This is a genomic window from Maribacter sp. 1_MG-2023 (assembly GCF_030547005.1).
Classification (GTDB): Bacteria; Bacteroidota; Bacteroidia; order Flavobacteriales; family Flavobacteriaceae; genus Maribacter.
The window spans coordinates 1-19,466 of record NZ_JAUOPN010000020.1; the positions used below are offsets into that span (position 1 = coordinate 1).

The 19,466-nt window shown below is 34.8% G+C and carries 20 protein-coding genes; 8 read left to right on the forward strand and 12 right to left on the reverse strand.

Translation table 11 applies throughout. From position 1 onward, the window contains the following. The 4 genes from Q4500_RS17010 to Q4500_RS17025 form a co-directional block, all read left to right on the forward strand. The coding region (locus Q4500_RS17010) for an efflux RND transporter permease subunit (protein ID WP_303600786.1) at positions 1-587 on the forward strand (587 nt) is incomplete at its 5' end. Beyond that, positions 587-1,948, forward strand: coding sequence for a TolC family protein (locus tag Q4500_RS17015; protein WP_303600787.1), 1,362 nt, complete (start codon positions 587-589; stop codon positions 1,946-1,948). The genes Q4500_RS17010 and Q4500_RS17015, both read left to right, overlap by 1 nt. Before the next feature lie 57 nt (positions 1,949-2,005). Next, complete coding sequence (locus tag Q4500_RS17020; protein WP_303600788.1) at positions 2,006-2,674, forward strand: hypothetical protein; 669 nt, start codon at positions 2,006-2,008, stop codon at positions 2,672-2,674. 9 nt (positions 2,675-2,683) lie between these two features. Then, positions 2,684-2,866 (forward strand): CPXCG motif-containing cysteine-rich protein, encoded by a 183-nt coding sequence (locus Q4500_RS17025; protein WP_303600789.1) that lies wholly within the window; start codon positions 2,684-2,686, stop codon positions 2,864-2,866. On the opposite strand, the gene Q4500_RS17030 is transcribed toward Q4500_RS17025, so the two are convergent. Next, on the reverse strand, positions 2,867-3,547 hold the full coding sequence (locus Q4500_RS17030) for a head GIN domain-containing protein (protein WP_303600790.1): 681 nt from the start codon (positions 3,545-3,547) through the stop codon (positions 2,867-2,869). Between the two features lie 300 nt (positions 3,548-3,847). On the opposite strand from Q4500_RS17030, the gene Q4500_RS17035 reads away from it, so the two are divergent. The 4 genes from Q4500_RS17035 to Q4500_RS17050 all read left to right on the forward strand — a co-directional run bounded on the left by Q4500_RS17035 (position 3,848) and on the right by Q4500_RS17050 (position 8,709). Continuing rightward, on the forward strand, positions 3,848-6,163 hold the full coding sequence (locus Q4500_RS17035) for a hypothetical protein (protein ID WP_303600791.1): 2,316 nt from the start codon (positions 3,848-3,850) through the stop codon (positions 6,161-6,163). A 147-nt stretch (positions 6,164-6,310) separates the two neighbouring features. Continuing rightward, positions 6,311-6,796: a hypothetical protein gene (locus Q4500_RS17040; protein WP_303600792.1), complete on the forward strand. Its 486-nt coding sequence runs from the start codon at positions 6,311-6,313 to the stop codon at positions 6,794-6,796. Positions 6,797-6,916: 120 nt separating this feature from the next. After that, positions 6,917-7,951, forward strand: coding sequence for a sensor histidine kinase (locus tag Q4500_RS17045; RefSeq protein WP_303600793.1), 1,035 nt, complete (start codon positions 6,917-6,919; stop codon positions 7,949-7,951). Further along, a complete protein-coding gene (locus tag Q4500_RS17050; RefSeq protein WP_303600794.1) occupies positions 7,948-8,709 on the forward strand; it encodes a LytTR family DNA-binding domain-containing protein in 762 nt (253 codons plus the stop codon). Before Q4500_RS17045 ends, Q4500_RS17050 begins: the two co-directional genes overlap by 4 nt. A gap of 12 nt (positions 8,710-8,721) precedes the next feature. Here Q4500_RS17050 and Q4500_RS17055 read toward each other — a convergent pair whose 3' ends face one another. The 11 genes from Q4500_RS17055 to Q4500_RS17105 form a co-directional block, all read right to left on the reverse strand. Further along, positions 8,722-9,237: a hypothetical protein gene (locus Q4500_RS17055; RefSeq protein ID WP_303600795.1), complete on the reverse strand. Its 516-nt coding sequence runs from the start codon at positions 9,235-9,237 to the stop codon at positions 8,722-8,724. Positions 9,238-9,241: 4 nt separating this feature from the next. Continuing rightward, positions 9,242-9,742 carry a hypothetical protein gene (locus tag Q4500_RS17060; RefSeq protein WP_303600796.1) on the reverse strand — a complete coding sequence of 167 codons (501 nt, stop codon included), beginning with the start codon at positions 9,740-9,742 and terminating at the stop codon, positions 9,242-9,244. A gap of 63 nt (positions 9,743-9,805) precedes the next feature. Continuing rightward, positions 9,806-10,105, reverse strand: coding sequence for an immunity 53 family protein (locus Q4500_RS17065; protein WP_299322680.1), 300 nt, complete (start codon positions 10,103-10,105; stop codon positions 9,806-9,808). Positions 10,106-10,229: 124 nt separating this feature from the next. Next, positions 10,230-11,468, reverse strand: a complete 1,239-nt coding sequence (locus Q4500_RS17070; RefSeq protein WP_299800669.1) for a DUF2130 domain-containing protein — start codon at positions 11,466-11,468, stop codon at positions 10,230-10,232. A gap of 319 nt (positions 11,469-11,787) precedes the next feature. Then, positions 11,788-12,321, reverse strand: coding sequence for a DinB family protein (locus Q4500_RS17075; RefSeq protein ID WP_303600797.1), 534 nt, complete (start codon positions 12,319-12,321; stop codon positions 11,788-11,790). 73 nt (positions 12,322-12,394) lie between these two features. Beyond that, entirely contained in the window at positions 12,395-13,636 is a 1,242-nt protein-coding gene (locus Q4500_RS17080; protein WP_303600798.1) for an alginate lyase family protein, read from the reverse strand. A 290-nt stretch (positions 13,637-13,926) separates the two neighbouring features. Further along, on the reverse strand, positions 13,927-15,663 hold the full coding sequence (herA, locus tag Q4500_RS17085; RefSeq protein WP_303600799.1) for an anti-phage-associated helicase HerA: 1,737 nt from the start codon (positions 15,661-15,663) through the stop codon (positions 13,927-13,929). Next, positions 15,663-16,880, reverse strand: coding sequence for a DUF4297 family anti-phage-associated protein (locus Q4500_RS17090; protein WP_303600800.1), 1,218 nt, complete (start codon positions 16,878-16,880; stop codon positions 15,663-15,665). The genes herA and Q4500_RS17090 overlap by 1 nt, the downstream gene beginning before the upstream one ends. Before the next feature lie 87 nt (positions 16,881-16,967). After that, positions 16,968-17,855, reverse strand: a complete 888-nt coding sequence (locus Q4500_RS17095) for a hypothetical protein (protein WP_303600801.1) — start codon at positions 17,853-17,855, stop codon at positions 16,968-16,970. Between the two features lie 480 nt (positions 17,856-18,335). Beyond that, on the reverse strand, positions 18,336-18,560 hold the full coding sequence (locus tag Q4500_RS17100; protein WP_299800677.1) for a hypothetical protein: 225 nt from the start codon (positions 18,558-18,560) through the stop codon (positions 18,336-18,338). A 462-nt stretch (positions 18,561-19,022) separates the two neighbouring features. After that, positions 19,023-19,406 (reverse strand): endonuclease domain-containing protein, encoded by a 384-nt coding sequence (locus Q4500_RS17105; protein ID WP_303600802.1) that lies wholly within the window; start codon positions 19,404-19,406, stop codon positions 19,023-19,025. Positions 19,407-19,466 lie beyond the last annotated feature (60 nt).

The window sequence follows — 19,466 nt, forward strand, 5'->3', positions numbered from 1 at the left end:
CATTAATGCTACTATTGTTAGTGCCATTTAGTTTTACGGCAGTTGCATGGGGACACTGGATCCACGATTTTCCAATAAACGTACTTTCTATATTAGGAATCATTGCATTGATTGGTATTATGGTGAACGATGGTCTGGTGCTTATCGGTAAGTTCAATTCGAATTTACGAGAAGGTATGACTTTTGATAATGCCATTTTCGAAGCAGGTAAATCGAGATTTAGAGCAATTTTCTTAACATCGATAACGACTATCGCAGGTTTAGCACCATTAATGTTAGAGACAAGTAGACAAGCACAATTCTTAAAACCAATGGCAATCTCTATTGCTTATGGTATAGGTATTGCTACGGTACTTACCTTATTAATGTTACCATTGTTCTTATCGTTCAGTAATAACTTAAAAGCTCAGAATTTATCTTTCGCTTCAGGTCATAAGATTACGAAAGAAGAAGTAGAAAGAGCGATTAAAGAACGAAAAGAAGCTGCCCATCTAGAAGGTCATTCGCAAGAAGCAATTGAGGGTGATGAACATCAAGAGCAAATAGAAGGTGGTTCACACCCATTTAAGAATATAGATAAGTTATAATGAGATTAAAATTCATCATATTATTAGTATTTCTACCAGTTTGTGTAATGTTTGCGCAAGAGAAAACACTTTCGAAAGAAGAGGCCGTTGTTAAAGTTTTAGAGAGCAATTTCGGAATCGAAATAGCCGAACGGCAAGTCGATATCGCTGAAAATAATGCAAGTCTGCTTAATTCTGGTTATTTACCGACATTGACTGGTACCGCTGGGGCTACTTATAATTCAAGCGACACCACTACTGAACTTCCAGGGCAAGTTGACGAAGATGGTAATCCTAGGGAGAATATAAACGTAAACGATGCAGAAAGCCAACGTTATAGCGCGGCATTGAATCTTAACTATACCTTGTTCGATGGTATGGGGAGGTTCTATAATTACAAAAGGTTAAAAGAGCAGTACAATTTAAGTACGTTGCAAGCACGTGAGACTATAGAGAATACCATGATTCAAATGTTTACGGTATATTTTGAAATCGCTCGATTGACAGAAAATAAAAATGTGCAGAAACAAGCATTAGAAATTTCAACAGATAGAATTCAGCGTTCAGAATATTCTTTTGAGTACGGTCAAAATACCAAATTAGATATTTTGAATGCTCAGGTAGATATGACCAATGATAGTATTAATTTATTGAATACCGAACAACAATTGGCGAATGCAAAGCGCGATTTAAATGTCGTGTTAAACCAAGATTTAAATTCGCAATATGCAGTAGATACTACGATAGTGTTTTTACCTAAGTTTCAGATTGTAGAGTTTATGGATAAGGCGGTGACAAATAACGTTGCTATGCTCCAGACTGAATCTAACTTGACTATTAACGATTATGATATTAAAGTGAGCAAATCTGGGTATTTACCAACTTTGGATTTAACAGGTTCTTATGGTTGGAACAGAAACCAGAATCCACCATCGGCTTTCTTAACAGGTACAGTTTTTCCTGGTACGAACTCTATTGCCAATAGTATTTCATTAGGTGCAAGTCTAACCTGGAATCTTTTTGATGGAGGTAGCACCACGGTTAGTGTCAAGAATGCGAAGATTACTTATAGTAATCAAGACCTATTACGCAAGCAAGTAGAGTTAGAAGTAAATAGAGATATGCAGAATGCCATGGCATTGTATGAGAATCTCTTAAAAATATATCAAATTCAAGAGCAGAATGTATTTACAAACCAAAATAATTTTGAACGTTCAAAAGAGCAATTTCAATTGGGGAGTATTACATCTATAGAGTTTAGACAGGCACAAATAAATCTGTTGAATGCACAGACCAATAAGAATTTAGCGAAATACGATGCGAAATTGGCTGAGCTTCAATTGTTACAGCTTACAGGACAACTATTGAATATAGAACTGTAATAGGTACGGCTAAAAGTTTTTAATCTCGGTTACCGAGAAAATTAATTAGGGAATAACATGTATAGCGATAGAACAAATGGCGAGCTTATAGAGATTCTGGATCAACATTCATTACTCACTTTTGAGGCGCAGTTAAGTTTACAAGACGAGCTTGAGAAACGTGCTGTTGTTGTAGATTTAAGTGGTTTAGAAGCGACTATTGCCAATAAATTAGCTCAAATAAATAATCTAGAGTATTTAAAGGACTTCGGATTTCAGGCAAATAAAACCACAGATGGCTTAACGGTCACCAGAACTACCAAAGCCTTGCTTACCGATGTGCTTGCTATTATTGTTGGTTTATTAGTGTTCTTTTTGGGTATTTACGGTTGTATAAACTTGGTATATACCTTTATAAATGGTGATGAGCTAGATGTATTTACTTTAGCATATAAATTTGCAATGGCAAGTTTAGTTTTTATAGGGATAAGTTTTTTCAGCGGATTACAACGTTTGTTTGATTTCTACGGATTCGAATTAAGTAAGCTCAACGGGTTGGTAACCTTAAAAAAGCGTTTTGACGTAAAGTTAGAAGAAATCAAAGTGAACCCTTCTGATATTCATTTAGATACTAATGAAGATATACTTTCTTTAAAATTGGGTCACGATACTATTTTTACTTCTAATGGCGGTAATTTAGTACAGAGCCTTACCTTAAAAGAGCTTGCAAGAGAATTAAAAGCATAAATTACTGTTATGTTCGAGCATTATTTTCAATGTCCGTATTGCTGGGAAGAAGTGTCTATGCTGTTAGATCCATCAATCTTACAACAGACCTATGTTGAAGATTGTGAAGTATGCTGTAATCCTATTGAAGTTACGCCACAGTTTCAAGAAAATGAACTAATTGGTTTCGATGTTCAGAGTATAGAACAGTAATTATTCTGGTATTGCAATTTTACCACCAAACGTATCATCTTTGTCTACAGATTTTGGTTTGCCGTACACGGTAATCGAACCACCCGCTTTTACTTTAGCAATGACAGCTTCACTAGCATAAACTTCAGCACTACCACCAGATAGTACAATTACAGTACTACTTTTGGTCTTTAGACCTTTATTTAAAAGTCTACCTCCTGTGTTAATCATCACTTCTTGATTAACACTAGTACCAGATAGTTTTATTTCACTACCGCTTGTGCTTTTTGCCGATACATTATTATAGGCAATATTTAAAGTAATGGTACTGGCATCTTGGGCTTCAATAGCTAAATCGGTACCAATGACTAATCCGGTAGAAACAATACGAGAGTTCTTATTTGCATCAATAACTGAAAGTGCTTCGGTATAGAAAAGTTTAATGTTTAAGATGGAGTTCAGTACAGATTCCCCAGAGCACATTTTTAGTCGTAAACGACCGTCGTTTTCGGTAATGCTCAAATCTTTTTTATTCTCGGTAGATATTTCAATTTTATTCTCTTCGCCTTTCACTAGGGTAACACTAATTCTATCATATACTCGAAGCTCTGTATATTTCTCTAGAGAAATAGTTGCGACGCCTTGCCCGAAAGTAGTCAAGGTATAAAAGCAAATACAAGCAAAAAGTAGAATTGATCTCATGTAGCGTTGACTATTTAATAGTACAAAGTTAAGGTACAAATGGGTTTGTATCACAAAAGGGCAGAAGGGGATTTTACTTGTTATATTTTATTCAATTTTGAAAAATGATAGGTTCAAGCAAAACGCATTGTCAGTTCGAGTGTTTTTGAAAGAAGCGTAGCGTATTTTAAAAATGTATCGAGAACAGGTCTGGAGCACGCTACCACATAAACTCCTTTTTAAAAGTTAAATAGCACTTTAAACAGATGTAGGTTTTGCAGTTTTGTTATCTTAAACGATAGTTAGTCCATTGTTGCATATATGAAAAAGAAATATCTCTTTGTTGTGTTATTTGTTGTTGTCGGTATTGTTGGTTTTGCCGGTACAGAATACTTCCCGGTAGCTGAAAATGAGAGAATACCCGAGGCAATAGATTCTGTGGCTACACGTAGAGATCTTCGTAGAAGCTTCTTTGATAAACGAGAGATTTTAGTGGTATATGGTGCAAAAGATTTAGCATTGCAACAGCAGTATAAAAATATTCTTCATGAGCTTTCTTTAAAGGAGGTTTCCAAATCTTGGCGCAGTGTAAAGGTCAGTTACCAAAATGTTGCAGAGGTAAGCAAAGAATCATTGAGCAATAATATTGTTTTTTTGGTAGGTGCCGTAGATGAGAATCCGCTGATAAAAAAATACATGGGTGATACCCCTTTTCAGGTTTCACACTCAGAAATAAAAATAGGTACAAAACAAGTTCCCAATAATAATTCAATATTGGGGGTTTGTTTTTATCCGAGTCCTACAGATCCTAAAATACCTTTTAGTTTTTTAACTGGTACAGATGCACAAGAAGTATTTTCATTATTTGCAGAAAAAGTAGCTGAACGAGGTCAGTCGTTCTACCGCCAGAATTTAGAATATGAGGTGTATGTGAATAAAGAGCGATTGGTCATGGGCGATTTCAATACCAATTGGGGAATTGAAGGATCTACATTTTTCAATTTTGCCACGGGTACCAGAGTTTTGTTAGATACCGATGATTTTAAATTTATAAACCACCAAAAAGCTATTGAACCAGCAGATGTTGCTACTTGGCAAGCCAAGGTTATGGCATCAAAAGCAACCATTGTCGATTTTGTACATGGTAATAGTGTACCAAAAATTACTTATAATTTTTATACCTGTACAGAAGAAAAAGGTTTGATGACGGGGAATACCGATCACTCTACTTTTGATACAGTTACAAATTCGGTACATACAATTGTCAATAAAATATATACCAATAATAACATCGGTAGAGATAATGCCTTGGTACTGCACAACCTCATTGGTAAGAGTGATAAGAATATAATTACATTAGGTCTGCCAATTTATTTTACAGAAACCTGGCAAATGAAAGGCTACCAATATTGGGCGGCACGATTGGTAGAATCTGAGAATACGTTTACAATAGCAGAACTGTTAAACAATTCTTTTATGGAGATGGAATCATCACTTATTAGAGATTGTATGGCAGGAGCATTTACCGATTTTCTAATTACAACCTGGGGAAAAGATACGTACCTAAAACGTTACAAAAATGCATCAATCTATGAAGGGGAAATAAAAGCCCTAGAAGTAAAGTGGCAGAATTATTTAAGGGGATTACCAAAAGCACATCCGAAGAAAAAAACGGAAAAGAAAAAATTACCTTACTTAAAAGGTTTCAATTTTGCACATGAAGGCTATAGTATTTACAATGGCTATGGTTCTCAAAAAGCAACGGAATCTTTATTGAAGCAAAAGAACATGGGTAGTAATGCCATGGCAATTGTGCCGTATACGGGAATCAATGATATAAATACACCAACGCCACTTCATTTTAGTAATAATGCTGGTAGTGAAAATGATGATGCCGTAGTTCATGCCGTAGCGATGGCGAGCAATATGGGCATGTATACCTTGTTGAAACCTCAAATATATGTAGGCGGTAGCTGGCCGGGCGGAATAGATATGCCTACAGATGCCCAATGGGACAAGTTTCATGATTACTATTACCGGTGGATTCGCCACTATGCCTTCTTAGCAGAAATTCATGAGATGGATGCCTTGTGTATTGGCGTAGAGTTCACCAAAGCAACTTTATCGCAGCCCGATGCATGGCGTGAGATGATCAAGAAAACACGGGCATTATATTCTGGGCAACTGACCTATGCTGCGAATTGGGGAGCTGAATTTGAAAAAATTGAGTTTTGGGACGATTTAGACTTCATAGGTTTAAACTCTTATTACCCATTGAGTAAAAAAGACAATCCTACTAATGAAGAATTAAGTCTGCAGTTCGATACGGTAAAAACAAAGATTAAAAAGGTCTATAATCGCTTTAAAAAACCCATCGTTTTTACAGAAATAGGCTTTAGAAGTGTTGACGCCCCATGGAAGAATCCGCATGCAGAGGCAGACGATACCATTAACGAAGAAGCACAGCGCAGATCTTACGAAATCATCTTTGAAGGCATACAAGACGAACCTTGGTGCCAAGGTATATTGTGGTGGAAATTCCCAAGCTACATCGAATACCGTGGCGAGCATAACAGTGCTTTTACACCCAACAATAAATTGGCAGAAGAATCGGTGCGCGATTGGTTTACAAAGTAAAATGTATCCGGGTTTTGATAAGGTAAGAATCAGTTTGTATGTGTCTGATTTGCCGTGTGTGGTTTTCTATTTATCCTAAAATATTTCCGCTTTTTATCCTATTGTAATCCAACAGAAAAACTTCATAACTATCTAAAGACGTTTTAGATGGCAAATTCGACAGTTGGGTTAGTAATATTATCTGCCGCTGGTATTCCGCAATATCTTTGGGGAATAGAAAACAATTCTAGAAACTTAAAAACATATATAATGAAGAATATTAGAGTAGTAGCTGTAGTAGCAATTTTAGCTGTCACCTTTATATCATTTAAAGGAATTCACAATCATAAAGAAGCTGAGAATGCAAAAATCACCGCTATTTTTGATGATTGTGTTATCGATTTAGAAGCGCAATTACAAACGTCTTTAGAGAACGATAACTTAAATCCAAACGATATTCAGTTGGTGGAAATCAATGAAGAAGTAAACTTAGGTTTTGATGCCTTTGAATATTTACCAGTAGATTTTAATGCATATGCCGGTAACAATTTAACGGAGCAAGATTTTGAGATTTTTGAAAATGAAGAAATAGTAGAACTAGGTTTTGATACGGCGGCATATTTGCCAAATGAGTTCAATGCCTATGCACTTTAAAAAGTTAGTATAGTTTAAATTAAGTTGGTCTTTACTTAGGTAAAGACCAACTTTTCGTGTACTAGGGTTACAAACGTATATTACGGTATATTTGAGAAATACCATTAGAAAAGAAGTTACATGGCATTAACAAAAGTAAAACAGGGCGAGGTAATAAAAACAGCCCTATTATTAGGTATACTGGTATCATTGCCAAAAACCATTTATTTGTATAATGGTATTATGGAGGGGAATTTAGATTTTTCCTTTACTTGGGTTACAGATTTTCTATATCGTTATATCTTCTTCATTTGTTTCTCTTATTCAGTTTTACAATTAAATGCCAATATAGATTTTGATGCGTACAAATGGCCCACTTTTCTAAAGTTGGGTGTTATTTTTATAATGAATGTTGTGGTACTTTTAATAGGGATCTACTTAATACATGCCCTATATCCTATTTTTAACGGGAGGCCATTAGATCCCCGAGAGACTGGTTTTGTTAGATTTACGATTATTAATCTTTCTATCGTTCTTTATTTTATTGCCAGGTTACTTCGTGTAAGTACCGATAAGCAAGAAAGTAGAATAGAGAACGAGCAATTAAAGCAGCAAAATTTAGAGAACGAACTATCGGCTTTAAAAAACCAGATCGATCCGCACTTTTTGTTCAATTCGCTAAATTCGTTATCGTCGCTAGTACGTGAAAATGACCAGGCTACCCAGTTTGTAAACAAGCTGTCGTATATGTATCGTTATATTTTACAGAGTAGCGAGACTAATTTGGTACCGATAAAAGATGAATTGAAATTTTTAGATAGCTATTCTTTTTTAATGCAGACCCGATATCGTGATCGTATACAAATAGAGGTGAATATCGATGCCAATTTAATGGATTGTGAAGTACCGCCATTGGCATTGCAATCATTAGTAGAAAATTCGGTAAAGCATAACGAAATATCATCGACCAACCCATTAACGGTCAAGGTTTATTCTAGCGGAGGTTCGTTGTTCGTAGAAAACCCTATTCGTACGCGAAGTGCAATGGCAGAAGGTATGGGCACGGGACTCTATAATCTTAAAAAGCGGTATTTACTTTTATTGAAAAAAGAAGTGTTGGTCAGTACCGATAATGATATTTTTAAAGTAGAATTACCTGTAAAACCCTTGGTATGAAAGTAATTATTGTTGAAGACGAGCTTGCTGCAAGCGATAACCTTTCTTATTTACTAAAGAGAATCAATGCAGATATTGAGGTTATTCAGGTTTTAGATACCGTAAAAGCTACAGTAGCTTATTTCGCTAATCCGCATGAGGGTGTTTTGGTGTTTATGGATATTCATTTGGCAGATGGCATCTCATTTGAAATTTTTGACCAAGTCGAAATCGACATTCCTATTATATTCACTACCGCTTATGACCAATACGCCTTAAAAGCATTTAAGGTGAATAGCATTGACTATTTATTAAAACCAATCGATAAAGAAGAATTATCAGATGCTTTAGATCGTTTTGATGCACTAAACCTTAAAAAGGGTATCGATGAGGAGCAAATGAACAGCCTTTTACAACTTATACAGAACAAGGCAGAGAATTTTAAAAAAACTTTCTTAGTAAGTGTGGGCGATCAATTGTTACCGGTAAAAACAGCCGATATTGCCTATTTCTTTATTGATACAGGTCTTGTAAAAGCTGTAACGGTACAAGAACGTTCGTATGTACTCGACATTAAATTAGAAGACATAGAAGAATCTTTAGACCCGGAAGTATTCTATAGGGCAAACAGACAATTTATAGTGCGTAGAGAGGCTATAACCGCTATTAAGTTTCATTTTAATAGTAAGTTATTGGTAGATGTTCACCCTGTGTGTAGCGAGCGTATAGTAGTGAGCAAGGCAAAAGCATCGGAATTTAAAAATTGGGTTGGGACCTAACTTTTTCAGTAGTTACGGTATGGTACTTGTCTCTGTAAATTTCCATTCGTCATTGATTTTAGTGAATGAAAAACTATGCTGTCCGCCTTCAAAAAATGCTGTGGGCGGAGTAGTGGTTACATAAATGTGTAATCTTTCAATACCTGATTCCTCATTATATCTAAAAAGGGTTTCATTCTCTTTTAATAGTTGAACAAACTTCGGATTAAAAAAAACATCATAGTCGTTTTGTATAAAACTGTCTATGGGGATGTATACTAGATTTTCATAAATTTTATCGTACCAGAGGGAATCTGTGTCTCGCATCAGATTCATTTTCTCCATTTCGGCTGGTGTATTCTCTAAACAGTCATAGCAATAAATAGCTTCGCCAGATGCCTTTTTAAAAGCAACTTTGTTATTCGTTTCTAAATGATTTAAAAACGTTATCCATTGGCTGGGGAGTTCTTCGGCAACTTGCTTTTTTTCTTTCTTGCACGAGAGGGACAACACGATTAGTAAAGTATATAACAACAGGCGTAGTTTCATGGTGTTATTCTAAAGAATCTTCGGTTTGTTTTTTACCGTATTGTTTTGGAATAATTTCTACTGTAAGTTGATTGTTTTCAATAGAGATTACTCTGAATTTGAGCTTATCAAACTTTTCTGGTGATCCCCAGCTGGTATATTCATCAGGGTCAAGTTGTTTAAACTCTTTCAGCCATTCATGACCAGAATACAAACTTGCTATTCTTGAGTTTTCATCAAATTCCCAAGTACCTTTTTCTGTAAATGTAGTAAAGCATGCTTGATGACCAGTACTTTCATGTTCACTCTCATTAAATGCGAGAAGAGAAATTTTAGACCCAAATTTTACATCTTCATGGGCTACATCTTCACAAAGCTTATAAGTAACTATGTTAGTTGTAGGTCTTTTTTTATTTTCTAGCACCCAACATCCATACAAATCAAATTCACTGATTTTAGTTTGTTGCGCACTACTCAATAAACCGAAAAAGACAAATGTGACGAATAATAAAATGGATTTCCTCATACGTTTAGTGACATCAAAAATCGCTCCGATTTTTTTACATTTTATTCAAAAATCATAACTACACTACTGATTTTCAATTTTATCGATCATTTCTTTAAAAAGGTTCAATAAAAATTTCAGTTTATCTGGGTCACCTGCGGCGGTGAATTTTTGGTCCTCAATTTTAACCCCGTACCAATCTTGTTTACTGGTTTCATTAAGGATCCAATCTAACTCCATACTAGCTATAGAAGTGTTCGAAATATCAATTTCCACTTCCCACCCCGGTCTATCTAATGTGTTTATTTGAATAGCATCACTACTTTCCCAATCACCATCACAATTGTCTTTAAACCAATCTTGTATCCAATCTAAAATATCCATATTGTATGCGTAAGTGAACCTAAGTCTTGTTTGTGTAATGTACTAATATAAGGCTTGGATAGTGTTAATAATGATTTTCGCAAACAAACTAACTCACTATCAAACCAACAACCAACAACTAAAATTAATCATCTATCTCTGCATCCGGTAATTCCAGAATGGTTGAAGTAGATAACGCATTACCCGCAATACCTTTTATAGAACCGAAGAGTACGTTGATGTTTTCTTGAACACCCCAAATTTGCTTCTCACGAACAGCAAAATTCTTGAACGCCGCTTTCTTTTCGTAGTTCAGTTGCTTGATCATAGAATCGTAGTTCTCTATAATTCTATTTATGTTCTGTACAAACTCGTTACTGGTAAGATAAGAATATAGCAACTCCATCTTATCACCTTTATTCTCGTCCGAAGATTTAATAGATTGAGTTTTTAACAGTAGTTCACGTAATACAAGGGATACACTTTTTACCTCGTTGAATCCGCAGATCCACACGCCGTTTTTCTCTCCAAACCGTTCCATATCTGGCGGAAAAGTTTCTGTTACGATCACAGCAATATCTGCCTTGCAGTTTATCTGATCTTGCTTTAATTTATTGATCCAGTCGTTACTAAAATTCTTGGTACGCTTGCTCTCGTATACAATAGAGCCACAGGTTTGCTGTAGTGAGTTAATAACCGTTTGCACGCAATCTGCACCACGTACGCCTTTGCCTACTTCATCTATATCATCAAAAGGGTAGGTAGCACGTAACAGCTCTTCTAAAGCTAATTCTTGCACCTCGCCCTGCATTTGCATAGAACCTTGCTCGGCTTTGCGCTTCATTTCATCAATAAGCTTCTTTTGATCTTCTAGCTGCTTTTGATATTCTTTCTCTTTCATCGCCATAGATTCGCGTTCTTTGGCTTTGGCTTTTTCTTCAATTTCTGTCTGCTTCTCCAGCAATTCTTTTTGTACGTTCAGCTTTAGATCCTCTGCTTTTTCTTTAAGCTCGTTCTCACGTTTAAGCAAATCTATTTCTTGTGAACGTAATGCCCTGTTTTCCTCTTTCTTTTTCTCGTTCTCTTCTTGTAGCGCTTTTAACTTTTGCTCAAAAGATTCGTTGGTCTGCAGTTGTATTTTTTCAGATTCTTTGGCAAGGCGTTGTGCTAGCTTTTCCTTAAAAAGCTCGTTTTCCTTCTCCTTTTTCTTCTCAAACTCTTCTACTTCTAAAGCCAGTTTATTACGCTCTTTATTAAAGATCTCTGCCTGTTCCGCTACCTTACGCTCGTACTCTGCCTTAAAATGCGCCTGCATTTTACCAGATAACGCCTCTTCAACATCAAACTCATGCGCACAATTAGGACACTTAATTTTATCTACCATTATTTATAACATACCAAATTCAACTATAAAAATACAGAACCCGTACCAAGCTTACAATATTTGGCGGCACTCTTATGAAATGAAAATTGAATAGTTGTGTAGTATTTTGATTTACTGACAATTGTCATATGATGCCTTATAACTTCAATCTATTTTTGTTACTCTAAAATTACCGACCTATGATATCACAGATGATACCCCTTGTTAATTGGAGCTATGGCGTTATTCTTATTGCCATTTTCGCAGCCGTATGTTTAGGGCTTGTACTTATAGTGCTAAATTTAATGAAGAACGATAAGAAAAAGCAAGAGTAAATTTCTTATTGATACAACACATACCTAGGCGGCACCAGCCCATTTAATCGCATAGATACCAGCATTTGTGCCCTGTGGTGCGTAATATGGTCTGCCAATAGCATATAAATTTGGCGTTTACTTCTGGTAGACCCAAAATAGTCAAGCTCTATATCTAATTGTGCAGGTGCAACATCTTGTAAAAGGACAATGGCTTCGGTAAAGGTCTGATCTATACGAGCCATCATTTCTGCCTTTGTTTTGTTGGCAGGTTTAAAAATGGTGTCCGTTTGGTACACCCGTGCTTCTAGGTCGCCAATAAGTGACTGACTGTGCCAATCTAAGGCATAACCAATATGCATTAAATTCTCAGAAAAACTTAAGGACTCATCTGTTGCTTTAAACCCATACTTCTCTTCGGGCATCATATCGGCAACCAGTAACAAGTACTTACGTGAGTTCTCTAATCGCTCAATGGAGTCTTCAATGAATTTGTCTTGTTGGGCTAGAAGCGGAGAGGAAGTTAATAGAAGTAATGTGATGATAATGAGATTTTTCATATTGATTTATTTTGATTGATGAATATCTAAGTTACTCCAATTAAAAATACGAAATCCATTTCTTCTACTTGACTCACCAGCCTTCAGGCAATGGGTCTAATAACTGCACTATGGGTGATGGTAATTTGTCTCCCGGTAACTTATGCAGAATATTAGCAAATTCACGCTCCTGAAATCCAAGGGCTGCATTCCAATATAACTCGTTGGCTCTTCCGTTACGCAGCGGTCTAATTTGACTACCAGGCCATTCTTCTTCACCCAGAATAAAGGGTGTTATGTAATCTATGGCAAGTCGTATACTTCTGCCTTCGGTACTGCGATAGGCAAAAAGGTCAAAATCAAGATGGCGACCAAGGCGGGCAACACCTACTAGTGCACGTGCACCGTAAATACTATAGCTTAATGCATTTGTACGAATAAGTTCTTGCGGTTGGCGGCCATCTATAAAAACCTGTCCAAAAATACGTGCGGGCATGCGTTCAAGAAAAGCACGTGCAATCTCAGGTTTTTCACCGTAGAGCGAAAAGAGAATAAGATGTTGATTATACCACGCTCCATGGTTATTAGGTTGCATAGCTTCTTCAATACCTTCCGGACTTTCCACCATCCAGGTAGATAATTCACCAAACCAATTACGCAGGTCGGTTTTGTCTTTAGCTGTCCAACCAGAAAAGTCCTCTAGTAGAATGGCGCAATCAACCACCCAATCCATTCGGTTAGATTCTAGTATACCACCACTACTATTGTAGTCGTGACCACGGCGTTTTTGACCATAGCGGAAATTAGGGTTCATTCTAGTTTCAGGATCCAAATACCAAGCATGAATTTGCTGCACGGCACGTTTCGCATATTTTTCTTCGCCCGTGAAATACCAAGCAGGAACAAGAGATTTTACCGCCTTGTTCATTGCCTCAAGCCTGGAGACATCAGAGGTGCGGCGATCTGGGTTAGTAACCCCATCTCGCCAAATGTAAGGTCCATCAGGATTTTCAGCATCTGGCCACCAATATGGGCTATAGCTGAAGTAATCATGAGCATCACCACTTGGTGGCAAAGCACCTTCTGCAACTACATTTACAATCGGTTGCCCAAGTGCAGCATCTGCCTCTTCAATGATTTTTTTCAAAGCAGCCACCAAAGCAGTATTACCTGCTGCAAGTTCTTTTTTTATTCGAGGGAGTTGATCGCCTTGACCAAGTAATAAAGATGGCGTGGTATTGGTTTCAATGTCTTGGGCGAAACTGAATGTTGTACATAGAATGCATACCAATGAAAGAAATAGGTAATACAATCTTTGCTTTAACAGAGTATTCATGATGTAAATTTTTTATGGCAAGTTTCTAATGAAAATTTTAATCTACAATTTTCATTAGATTTTCATTTAATCTTGATGTTTATTGGATATACTAAAAATACAGTTAATGCATAGAAATAGCTATTTTCAATATGATGCTATTGAAAATAGTCATAATTGCTATCATATTGCTATAAAATGGGGTGAAATTGTTGGTTGTGTATGTTGCGGTGAACAGGTTTTAGGTGATAGGTTTGAAATTTGTTGTTATGCTCTTAATTGAATTTCCCTAACGTTGTTGTGTGTAGTGCTTATTTGTACCACTCTTTTTTAATTTTATCTATATCCATTTTTTTCCATTCGTCTTTCCAAAGTTCAAAATATGGAATATCATTTGAAGACGGTTCTTTTTTACATCTATCCATTTGAATAATCGATGGAAGAATCACAGCTTCTCCAATTAATAAAGCTTCTCCTTGTTTCAGAGAAGGCATTTTTTCTATTAAAGAACCTAATGAGTCTGGAAGCAGTTTCTTTACATAACCTTGGTCAATTGGGTTTGTAAGTCTCATTGCTATAAAATTATTGCATTGAGAAAAAATAGTTTCAGAAATTTCAGATGGTCTTTGACTTGCTAAAAGTAAAGTAACTCCGTATTTACGTCCTTCTTTTGCAATTCGTTCAATTGAGTTTTTTGAAGCTCTATATTTAACTAAATTACTCGTAGGAACGTATTTATGTGCTTCTTCATAAACTAATAATAAAGGAATGTCATTATTAATTTTTTCATTGGGATTATTTTCACTTCTTAATCTTTTATAGAAATATCCATATTCAAATAGAATACGTGAAATCAAGGAAACGGTAATACTTAAAACCTCAAAAGGAACTCCACTTAAATCAATTACAGTTACATTTGATTCTTTATTAGACTGATAACCTAATAACTGTTGAAGAGTTTCTTCAAATGTTATTTTAGCGGATTTATCTCCAAGTAAGAAATCATAACGATTATCATTTATTTTATTTTCTAAACGATTTAAAAAGTTTATTAACTTACCATTTAGACTTCCTGAAGCAGAAGTACCTTTTGATGTTAATTTTTCAGTAAAAAGTCTTGGTATTGTGTCTTCCGAAAAATTAAATTCATCTCCTTTGCTATCTACCCAAGGTATATTATTAGTTTTATCTTTCTTTTCATTATTTCGATTTTCGACATATTGAGTTACCTCTTTTAAATCAAAATATAATGGTGAATCATAATGCAACTTTTCTTTTTCTTTAGCACTACCAGTAAATTTTAATCTACGGTTATTTACAATAGCCTCTTTGAAGACATTTCTCTGATTATGGTCATTTGCTTCTGTATCTAAAAATAGTTCTTCAAGTTCATCGCTATTCAACATCCAATATGGCAACACTAAATTCTTTATGTCAATAAAATTGGCATTAGGGAAAGCAGATTTATATTCTGAATGTATATCAAAAATAACAACGTGAGAATTGTTTAAAGCAAAATCTCCATTTTTTGAATTTACGGCAGTTTGTATTATTGTGGAAAGAGTGTGTGATTTTCCTGAACCTGTAGAACCTACCACAGCAATATGTTTATTGAAAAACTTGTTTCCATTAACAGGTATTCTAACATTATGGTTTGAAGAAAGTGAAGCAAATGTAAATTGTTCATTCTCCTTAACTGATTCTGTATAGATTTTTTTTATTTCTTCCTCTGTTGCTGGTTCAACTTTTTTAGGCGGAATAGTTAAGTCGTCCCCACCACGAGTAAAAACACCATTTTTTATAATTCCTAACGGACTAGCTTCAATCAAATGCGTTCGAGTTGCCTCTCCATCTTTTTCTGTTACATCAATTGAGAAATTTTCTATAATAGCCATTAAAATAGCATTGTCATTACCATATATTTTTAGATAAGAACCAACTCGTAATGATTCATCAGCTATTCTAAAGTCTTCAAGCTTGTCAACTTTTATCTTTACTTTATTAGGAAAAACAGCAATTACTTCTGCATTTATTTTTTCGGCTTCCATTAGATTATATTTTTAATATCGTTAAGCTCTTCAATCTGAATATTTACAATATTCAGATTTGTTTTTGCTGTTTTGAAAAATGGTTTATTATAGAAAAATTGATAAATTTCTTTTGTTTTTGAAATATCGTCTAATAATAATTCTATAAAACTTAATTCGTTTATTATTTTGAACGTTATTTTATTATGAAAAGTAGCTTTCTCTTTAATTGAATTTATATTAAAAGGTGAACCATTAAAATCAAACCCATCTTTAAATATCAAACCTTCACTGTATAGTTCAGTTTTCAAAGTAACTAAATCAGATTTTTTTAAGCCATTAATATAAACATAGGGACAAAATGTATCTGGATTTCTTACTGATTTAATATCTGACCATTTTTTTGAAATTAATTGTATTACGCTTTTCAAATCAGTTGTTGTATAATTCGGATTAACTTCTATTAGGAAAAATCTTTCAAATGGTGATATGTTATAAGACGTGAAGTATTCTTTTCTCAAGTCTGCTAAAAGCTTTTTCTTTCCTTTATATTCAAGAAACCATTTATGAAATAGAATCTTTTTTGAATTAATTTCTTGTAAAAATTTCTTTTTACTTATTGTCCTTTCACTTATTTCCTCCTTTATTGCTAAAAAACTTATTATTTTTAATGCGTTATTGTAAAAGTAATTTTCAGCTTCAAAGTCGTCAGCGTTAAATTCTTTTTGGTTTTTTAAAAGTTTGCGAATTTGTACAAGTTGGTCTTCGTAAGATTTTGCATTTATATTTATTTCCAGTTGGTTTAAGAAGCTTAACAAGTCTTTGTCAGTTAATTTTAAATCATCATAATGCTTGTATTGTATTTTGGCTTTAGTATAAGTTAATAGATTTTTTTTCAAAAAATCTAATGTTATTGGTAATGTTAACTTTGATTGTCCAGATTTAAAATGACCATAATAATTATACTTAACCTTCTTTTCTGTGCCATTTAATACTTCTCTGAAATGATTCAGCATAAGTCTTATTGGCTTCGCAACCACAGAATGATTGTATTCCGTTTTAGAATGATATTTACATTGTACAGCTGTTTCAATTGTAGCATTGTCGATATCAATATCTTCAATTCCTTCGACAGTAATTTTATGATTTTCATCTTTTAATTCTAATATTTTCAGAATCGATAAATCAAATTGATAAAAATATCCTTTTATTGTATCTGTTGCAGTTCTATCTGTCATTTAATTCTCGATGTTTTTTTGCATTACACACAACGACCTTTGATTAAGCACTAAACCGCAATTATTTTTATACGGTGTTAGGTAAAGTTATTTTAATATTTCAATACATTTTTCAAGAATTTTTCTTGTACTTCTATAATTGAAACTATGATTTTTGAAAGTCAAATATCCTCTTTTGAGTATATTTTCCATTTCTATTATTTGTGTTTTGCAATCCATCAAATATTTATTCATTTCCAAGGTAAATTGCAAATTATAAGGTCTCCTGTTCAAAGCAAGAGTTGGTTCAATTAGCATATCAAAAGTTGTCTTGTAGTGAACTCTCTCCGTTTCATCTATTGCTAACCAAGCTCTCCAAATGGTTTCAGTTTCTATCATATAATCATCTATTGGACTTCTGCCAGCAATTAAAGGAAGATTATGTTGTAAATCGAATTTTAATGCGTCAATCATTTCGTTAAAGCTAGAAATCGACTCTTTGTATTTAACGTGATGGTGATTGAAATCAGTTATAAAGCTTTCTATGTCAGGTCTAATAAAACCTTCGAAATATCTGATATTATCTAAGTTAGAATATATTTTATGGAAAGCTCTTTTTTTTACGGATTGGTCGCAACAATTCCAATTTATATAACTCTCAAAAGCTTGAAATACTTGATGAAATTCCAATTCAAATACTGTATTCAGATAGTTTATTCTGGTAAAACTCAAAGTCCAATGTCCTCTATGTTCAGTTGTAAAAGTTGGATAAAATCTTTTCGTTTGTTTCTCTTTTACTTTACAAACTCGAATAATTTCATTTATCATTACTCTAAAGATTTCTCTCAAGTCTTTTCTTTGTCGATATGATTTTATTCGGTTATAAATGAAGCTAATTATTCCTCCAGTCAAGAAGACCAATAGTGTTATTAAAATCGGCGCAGAAGTTTCATTCTCGATTCCAAAAAGTTTATTAATAAATTCAAGAATGTTCATTTAGTTATGATGGTTTTTAATTTTGCCTAACAATTGTATAAAGAAACTAGTGTTTATATTAATTAATATAGACACTAATGATTTAAGCTATTTTATAAAATTTTTCTGCGAAAGTGGTAGGGGGAGTTTACTTTGCTTGGTACTGCAATATAAAGAAGATTACGGTACATTTTCTTACGGGTTTCCGTAAAACTGTCAGAAAAATATAATGGGTGTAAAGAGAATATAATGAGCTGCGTTTGTAGTTGAAGTTAGTGCACCGTAGCACCCACCCCTTAATCCCCTCCCAAGAGGGGAGGTTTTCGTTTTTGGTTGTGGGTTTGTTGGTTGTTGGGGAGTTGCGTTTTTATAATGCCAGCGCTCGCCTCGACCCTAAAGGGTGCCATTGCGCAGTTTGGTGTTGATAAATAGTCTTTATCTAAAAAGATGAATAATAATTATAAGCTGTTCCCCTCTTGGGAGGGGCTAGGGGTAGGTGTTTTATTCTATAATTTCATAGTCAATACTAAGCTTTCGCAAAGCACGTAATGCAGAACCGGTATTTTTATCATCCATTTCTATATCAACGGCATCACCTTCTAAAAGTATATCGGTAAGTTCATTTGCTAGCGATGCACTACAGCTAGTTGATATCTCTACAATACAATTGGCAATAGCCCTTCTGTCTGGTCTTGGGGCATCACAAGACAATAAATTGATTTTCATAATTGTAATTTATACATGCAAGATACCAGTGTTGGGTGAGGTAATGGGTATTGGTATGCAATTATTCAATTTTAATCACTAGCTGTTCCCCTCCTTGGAGGGGCTAGGGGTGGGTATTTTATGTTAGTGGGTTTAATGAAATCTTCGGGATCGTAGCACCCACCCCTCAGTCCCCTCCCGAGAGGGGAGGTTTTCGATTTTGGTTGGGGAATTACGTTTTTATAATTCCAGCGCTCGCCCCAACCCTAAAGGGTGCCCGTGCGCAGTTTGGTATTGATATATGGTCTTAATCTAAGAAGCTTAGTCACAGTCACTATCTGTTCCCCTCTTGGGATGGGAGGTTTTCGATTTTGGTTGTGAGTTTGTTGGTTGTTGGGGAATTGAATTTTTATGAGAGTTACTTGGTCTGTTTTATCTTCAAAGTATGTTTCAAGTTAGAAACTGTTCCCCTCCTTGGAGGGGCTAGGGGTGGGTTCTTATTTGTTCTAATTTCTCAATTATTACTTTAATCTCTTCTAAAACAAAACCCAAATTATTCTTCACATCAGTATCTGAAAACCTGAGCATATGTACACCTAAAGATTCTAAGCGTGCTTGCCGTTTCTTATCTTTTTCTTCATGTCCTTCTTCAAAATGAATACTGCCATCTACTTCTATGGCGAACTGAAGATCTTTGCAATAAAAATCAACTATATATTGATCGATAGGAATCTGTCTACTAAATTTTTGACCTAGCTTTTTACCTTTTATCTCTCTCCATAGCGCAATTTCACCTAGGGTCATGTTGTTTCTTAATGTTTTAGCGAGTTCAACTAAATTTGGGTTATATGGAATTATCTTTCTCATCGTAAGACCCACCCCTTAATCCCCTCCCAAGAGGGGAGAAGTACGTTATTGATTGCGAAA

Bases quoted from the DNA above. Each gene is read 5' to 3' on its own strand.
- Q4500_RS17015 (WP_303600787.1), top strand. From the start codon at position 587: ATGAGATTAAAATTCATCATATTATTAGTATTTCTACCAGTTTGTGTA.
- Q4500_RS17020 (WP_303600788.1), top strand. From the start codon at position 2,006: ATGTATAGCGATAGAACAAATGGCGAGCTTATAGAGATTCTGGATCAA.
- Q4500_RS17025 (WP_303600789.1), top strand. From the start codon at position 2,684: ATGTTCGAGCATTATTTTCAATGTCCGTATTGCTGGGAAGAAGTGTCT.
- Q4500_RS17030 (WP_303600790.1), bottom strand. From the start codon at position 3,547: ATGAGATCAATTCTACTTTTTGCTTGTATTTGCTTTTATACCTTGACT.
- Q4500_RS17035 (WP_303600791.1), top strand. From the start codon at position 3,848: ATGAAAAAGAAATATCTCTTTGTTGTGTTATTTGTTGTTGTCGGTATT.
- Q4500_RS17040 (WP_303600792.1), top strand. From the start codon at position 6,311: ATGGCAAATTCGACAGTTGGGTTAGTAATATTATCTGCCGCTGGTATT.
- Q4500_RS17045 (WP_303600793.1), top strand. From the start codon at position 6,917: ATGGCATTAACAAAAGTAAAACAGGGCGAGGTAATAAAAACAGCCCTA.
- Q4500_RS17050 (WP_303600794.1), top strand. From the start codon at position 7,948: ATGAAAGTAATTATTGTTGAAGACGAGCTTGCTGCAAGCGATAACCTT.
- Q4500_RS17055 (WP_303600795.1), bottom strand. From the start codon at position 9,237: ATGAAACTACGCCTGTTGTTATATACTTTACTAATCGTGTTGTCCCTC.
- Q4500_RS17060 (WP_303600796.1), bottom strand. From the start codon at position 9,742: ATGAGGAAATCCATTTTATTATTCGTCACATTTGTCTTTTTCGGTTTA.
- Q4500_RS17065 (WP_299322680.1), bottom strand. From the start codon at position 10,105: ATGGATATTTTAGATTGGATACAAGATTGGTTTAAAGACAATTGTGAT.
- Q4500_RS17070 (WP_299800669.1), bottom strand. From the start codon at position 11,468: ATGGTAGATAAAATTAAGTGTCCTAATTGTGCGCATGAGTTTGATGTT.
- Q4500_RS17075 (WP_303600797.1), bottom strand. From the start codon at position 12,321: ATGAAAAATCTCATTATCATCACATTACTTCTATTAACTTCCTCTCCG.
- Q4500_RS17080 (WP_303600798.1), bottom strand. From the start codon at position 13,636: ATGAATACTCTGTTAAAGCAAAGATTGTATTACCTATTTCTTTCATTG.
- herA (WP_303600799.1), bottom strand. From the start codon at position 15,663: ATGGAAGCCGAAAAAATAAATGCAGAAGTAATTGCTGTTTTTCCTAAT.
- Q4500_RS17090 (WP_303600800.1), bottom strand. From the start codon at position 16,880: ATGACAGATAGAACTGCAACAGATACAATAAAAGGATATTTTTATCAA.
- Q4500_RS17095 (WP_303600801.1), bottom strand. From the start codon at position 17,855: ATGAACATTCTTGAATTTATTAATAAACTTTTTGGAATCGAGAATGAA.
- Q4500_RS17100 (WP_299800677.1), bottom strand. From the start codon at position 18,560: ATGAAAATCAATTTATTGTCTTGTGATGCCCCAAGACCAGACAGAAGG.
- Q4500_RS17105 (WP_303600802.1), bottom strand. From the start codon at position 19,406: ATGAGAAAGATAATTCCATATAACCCAAATTTAGTTGAACTCGCTAAA.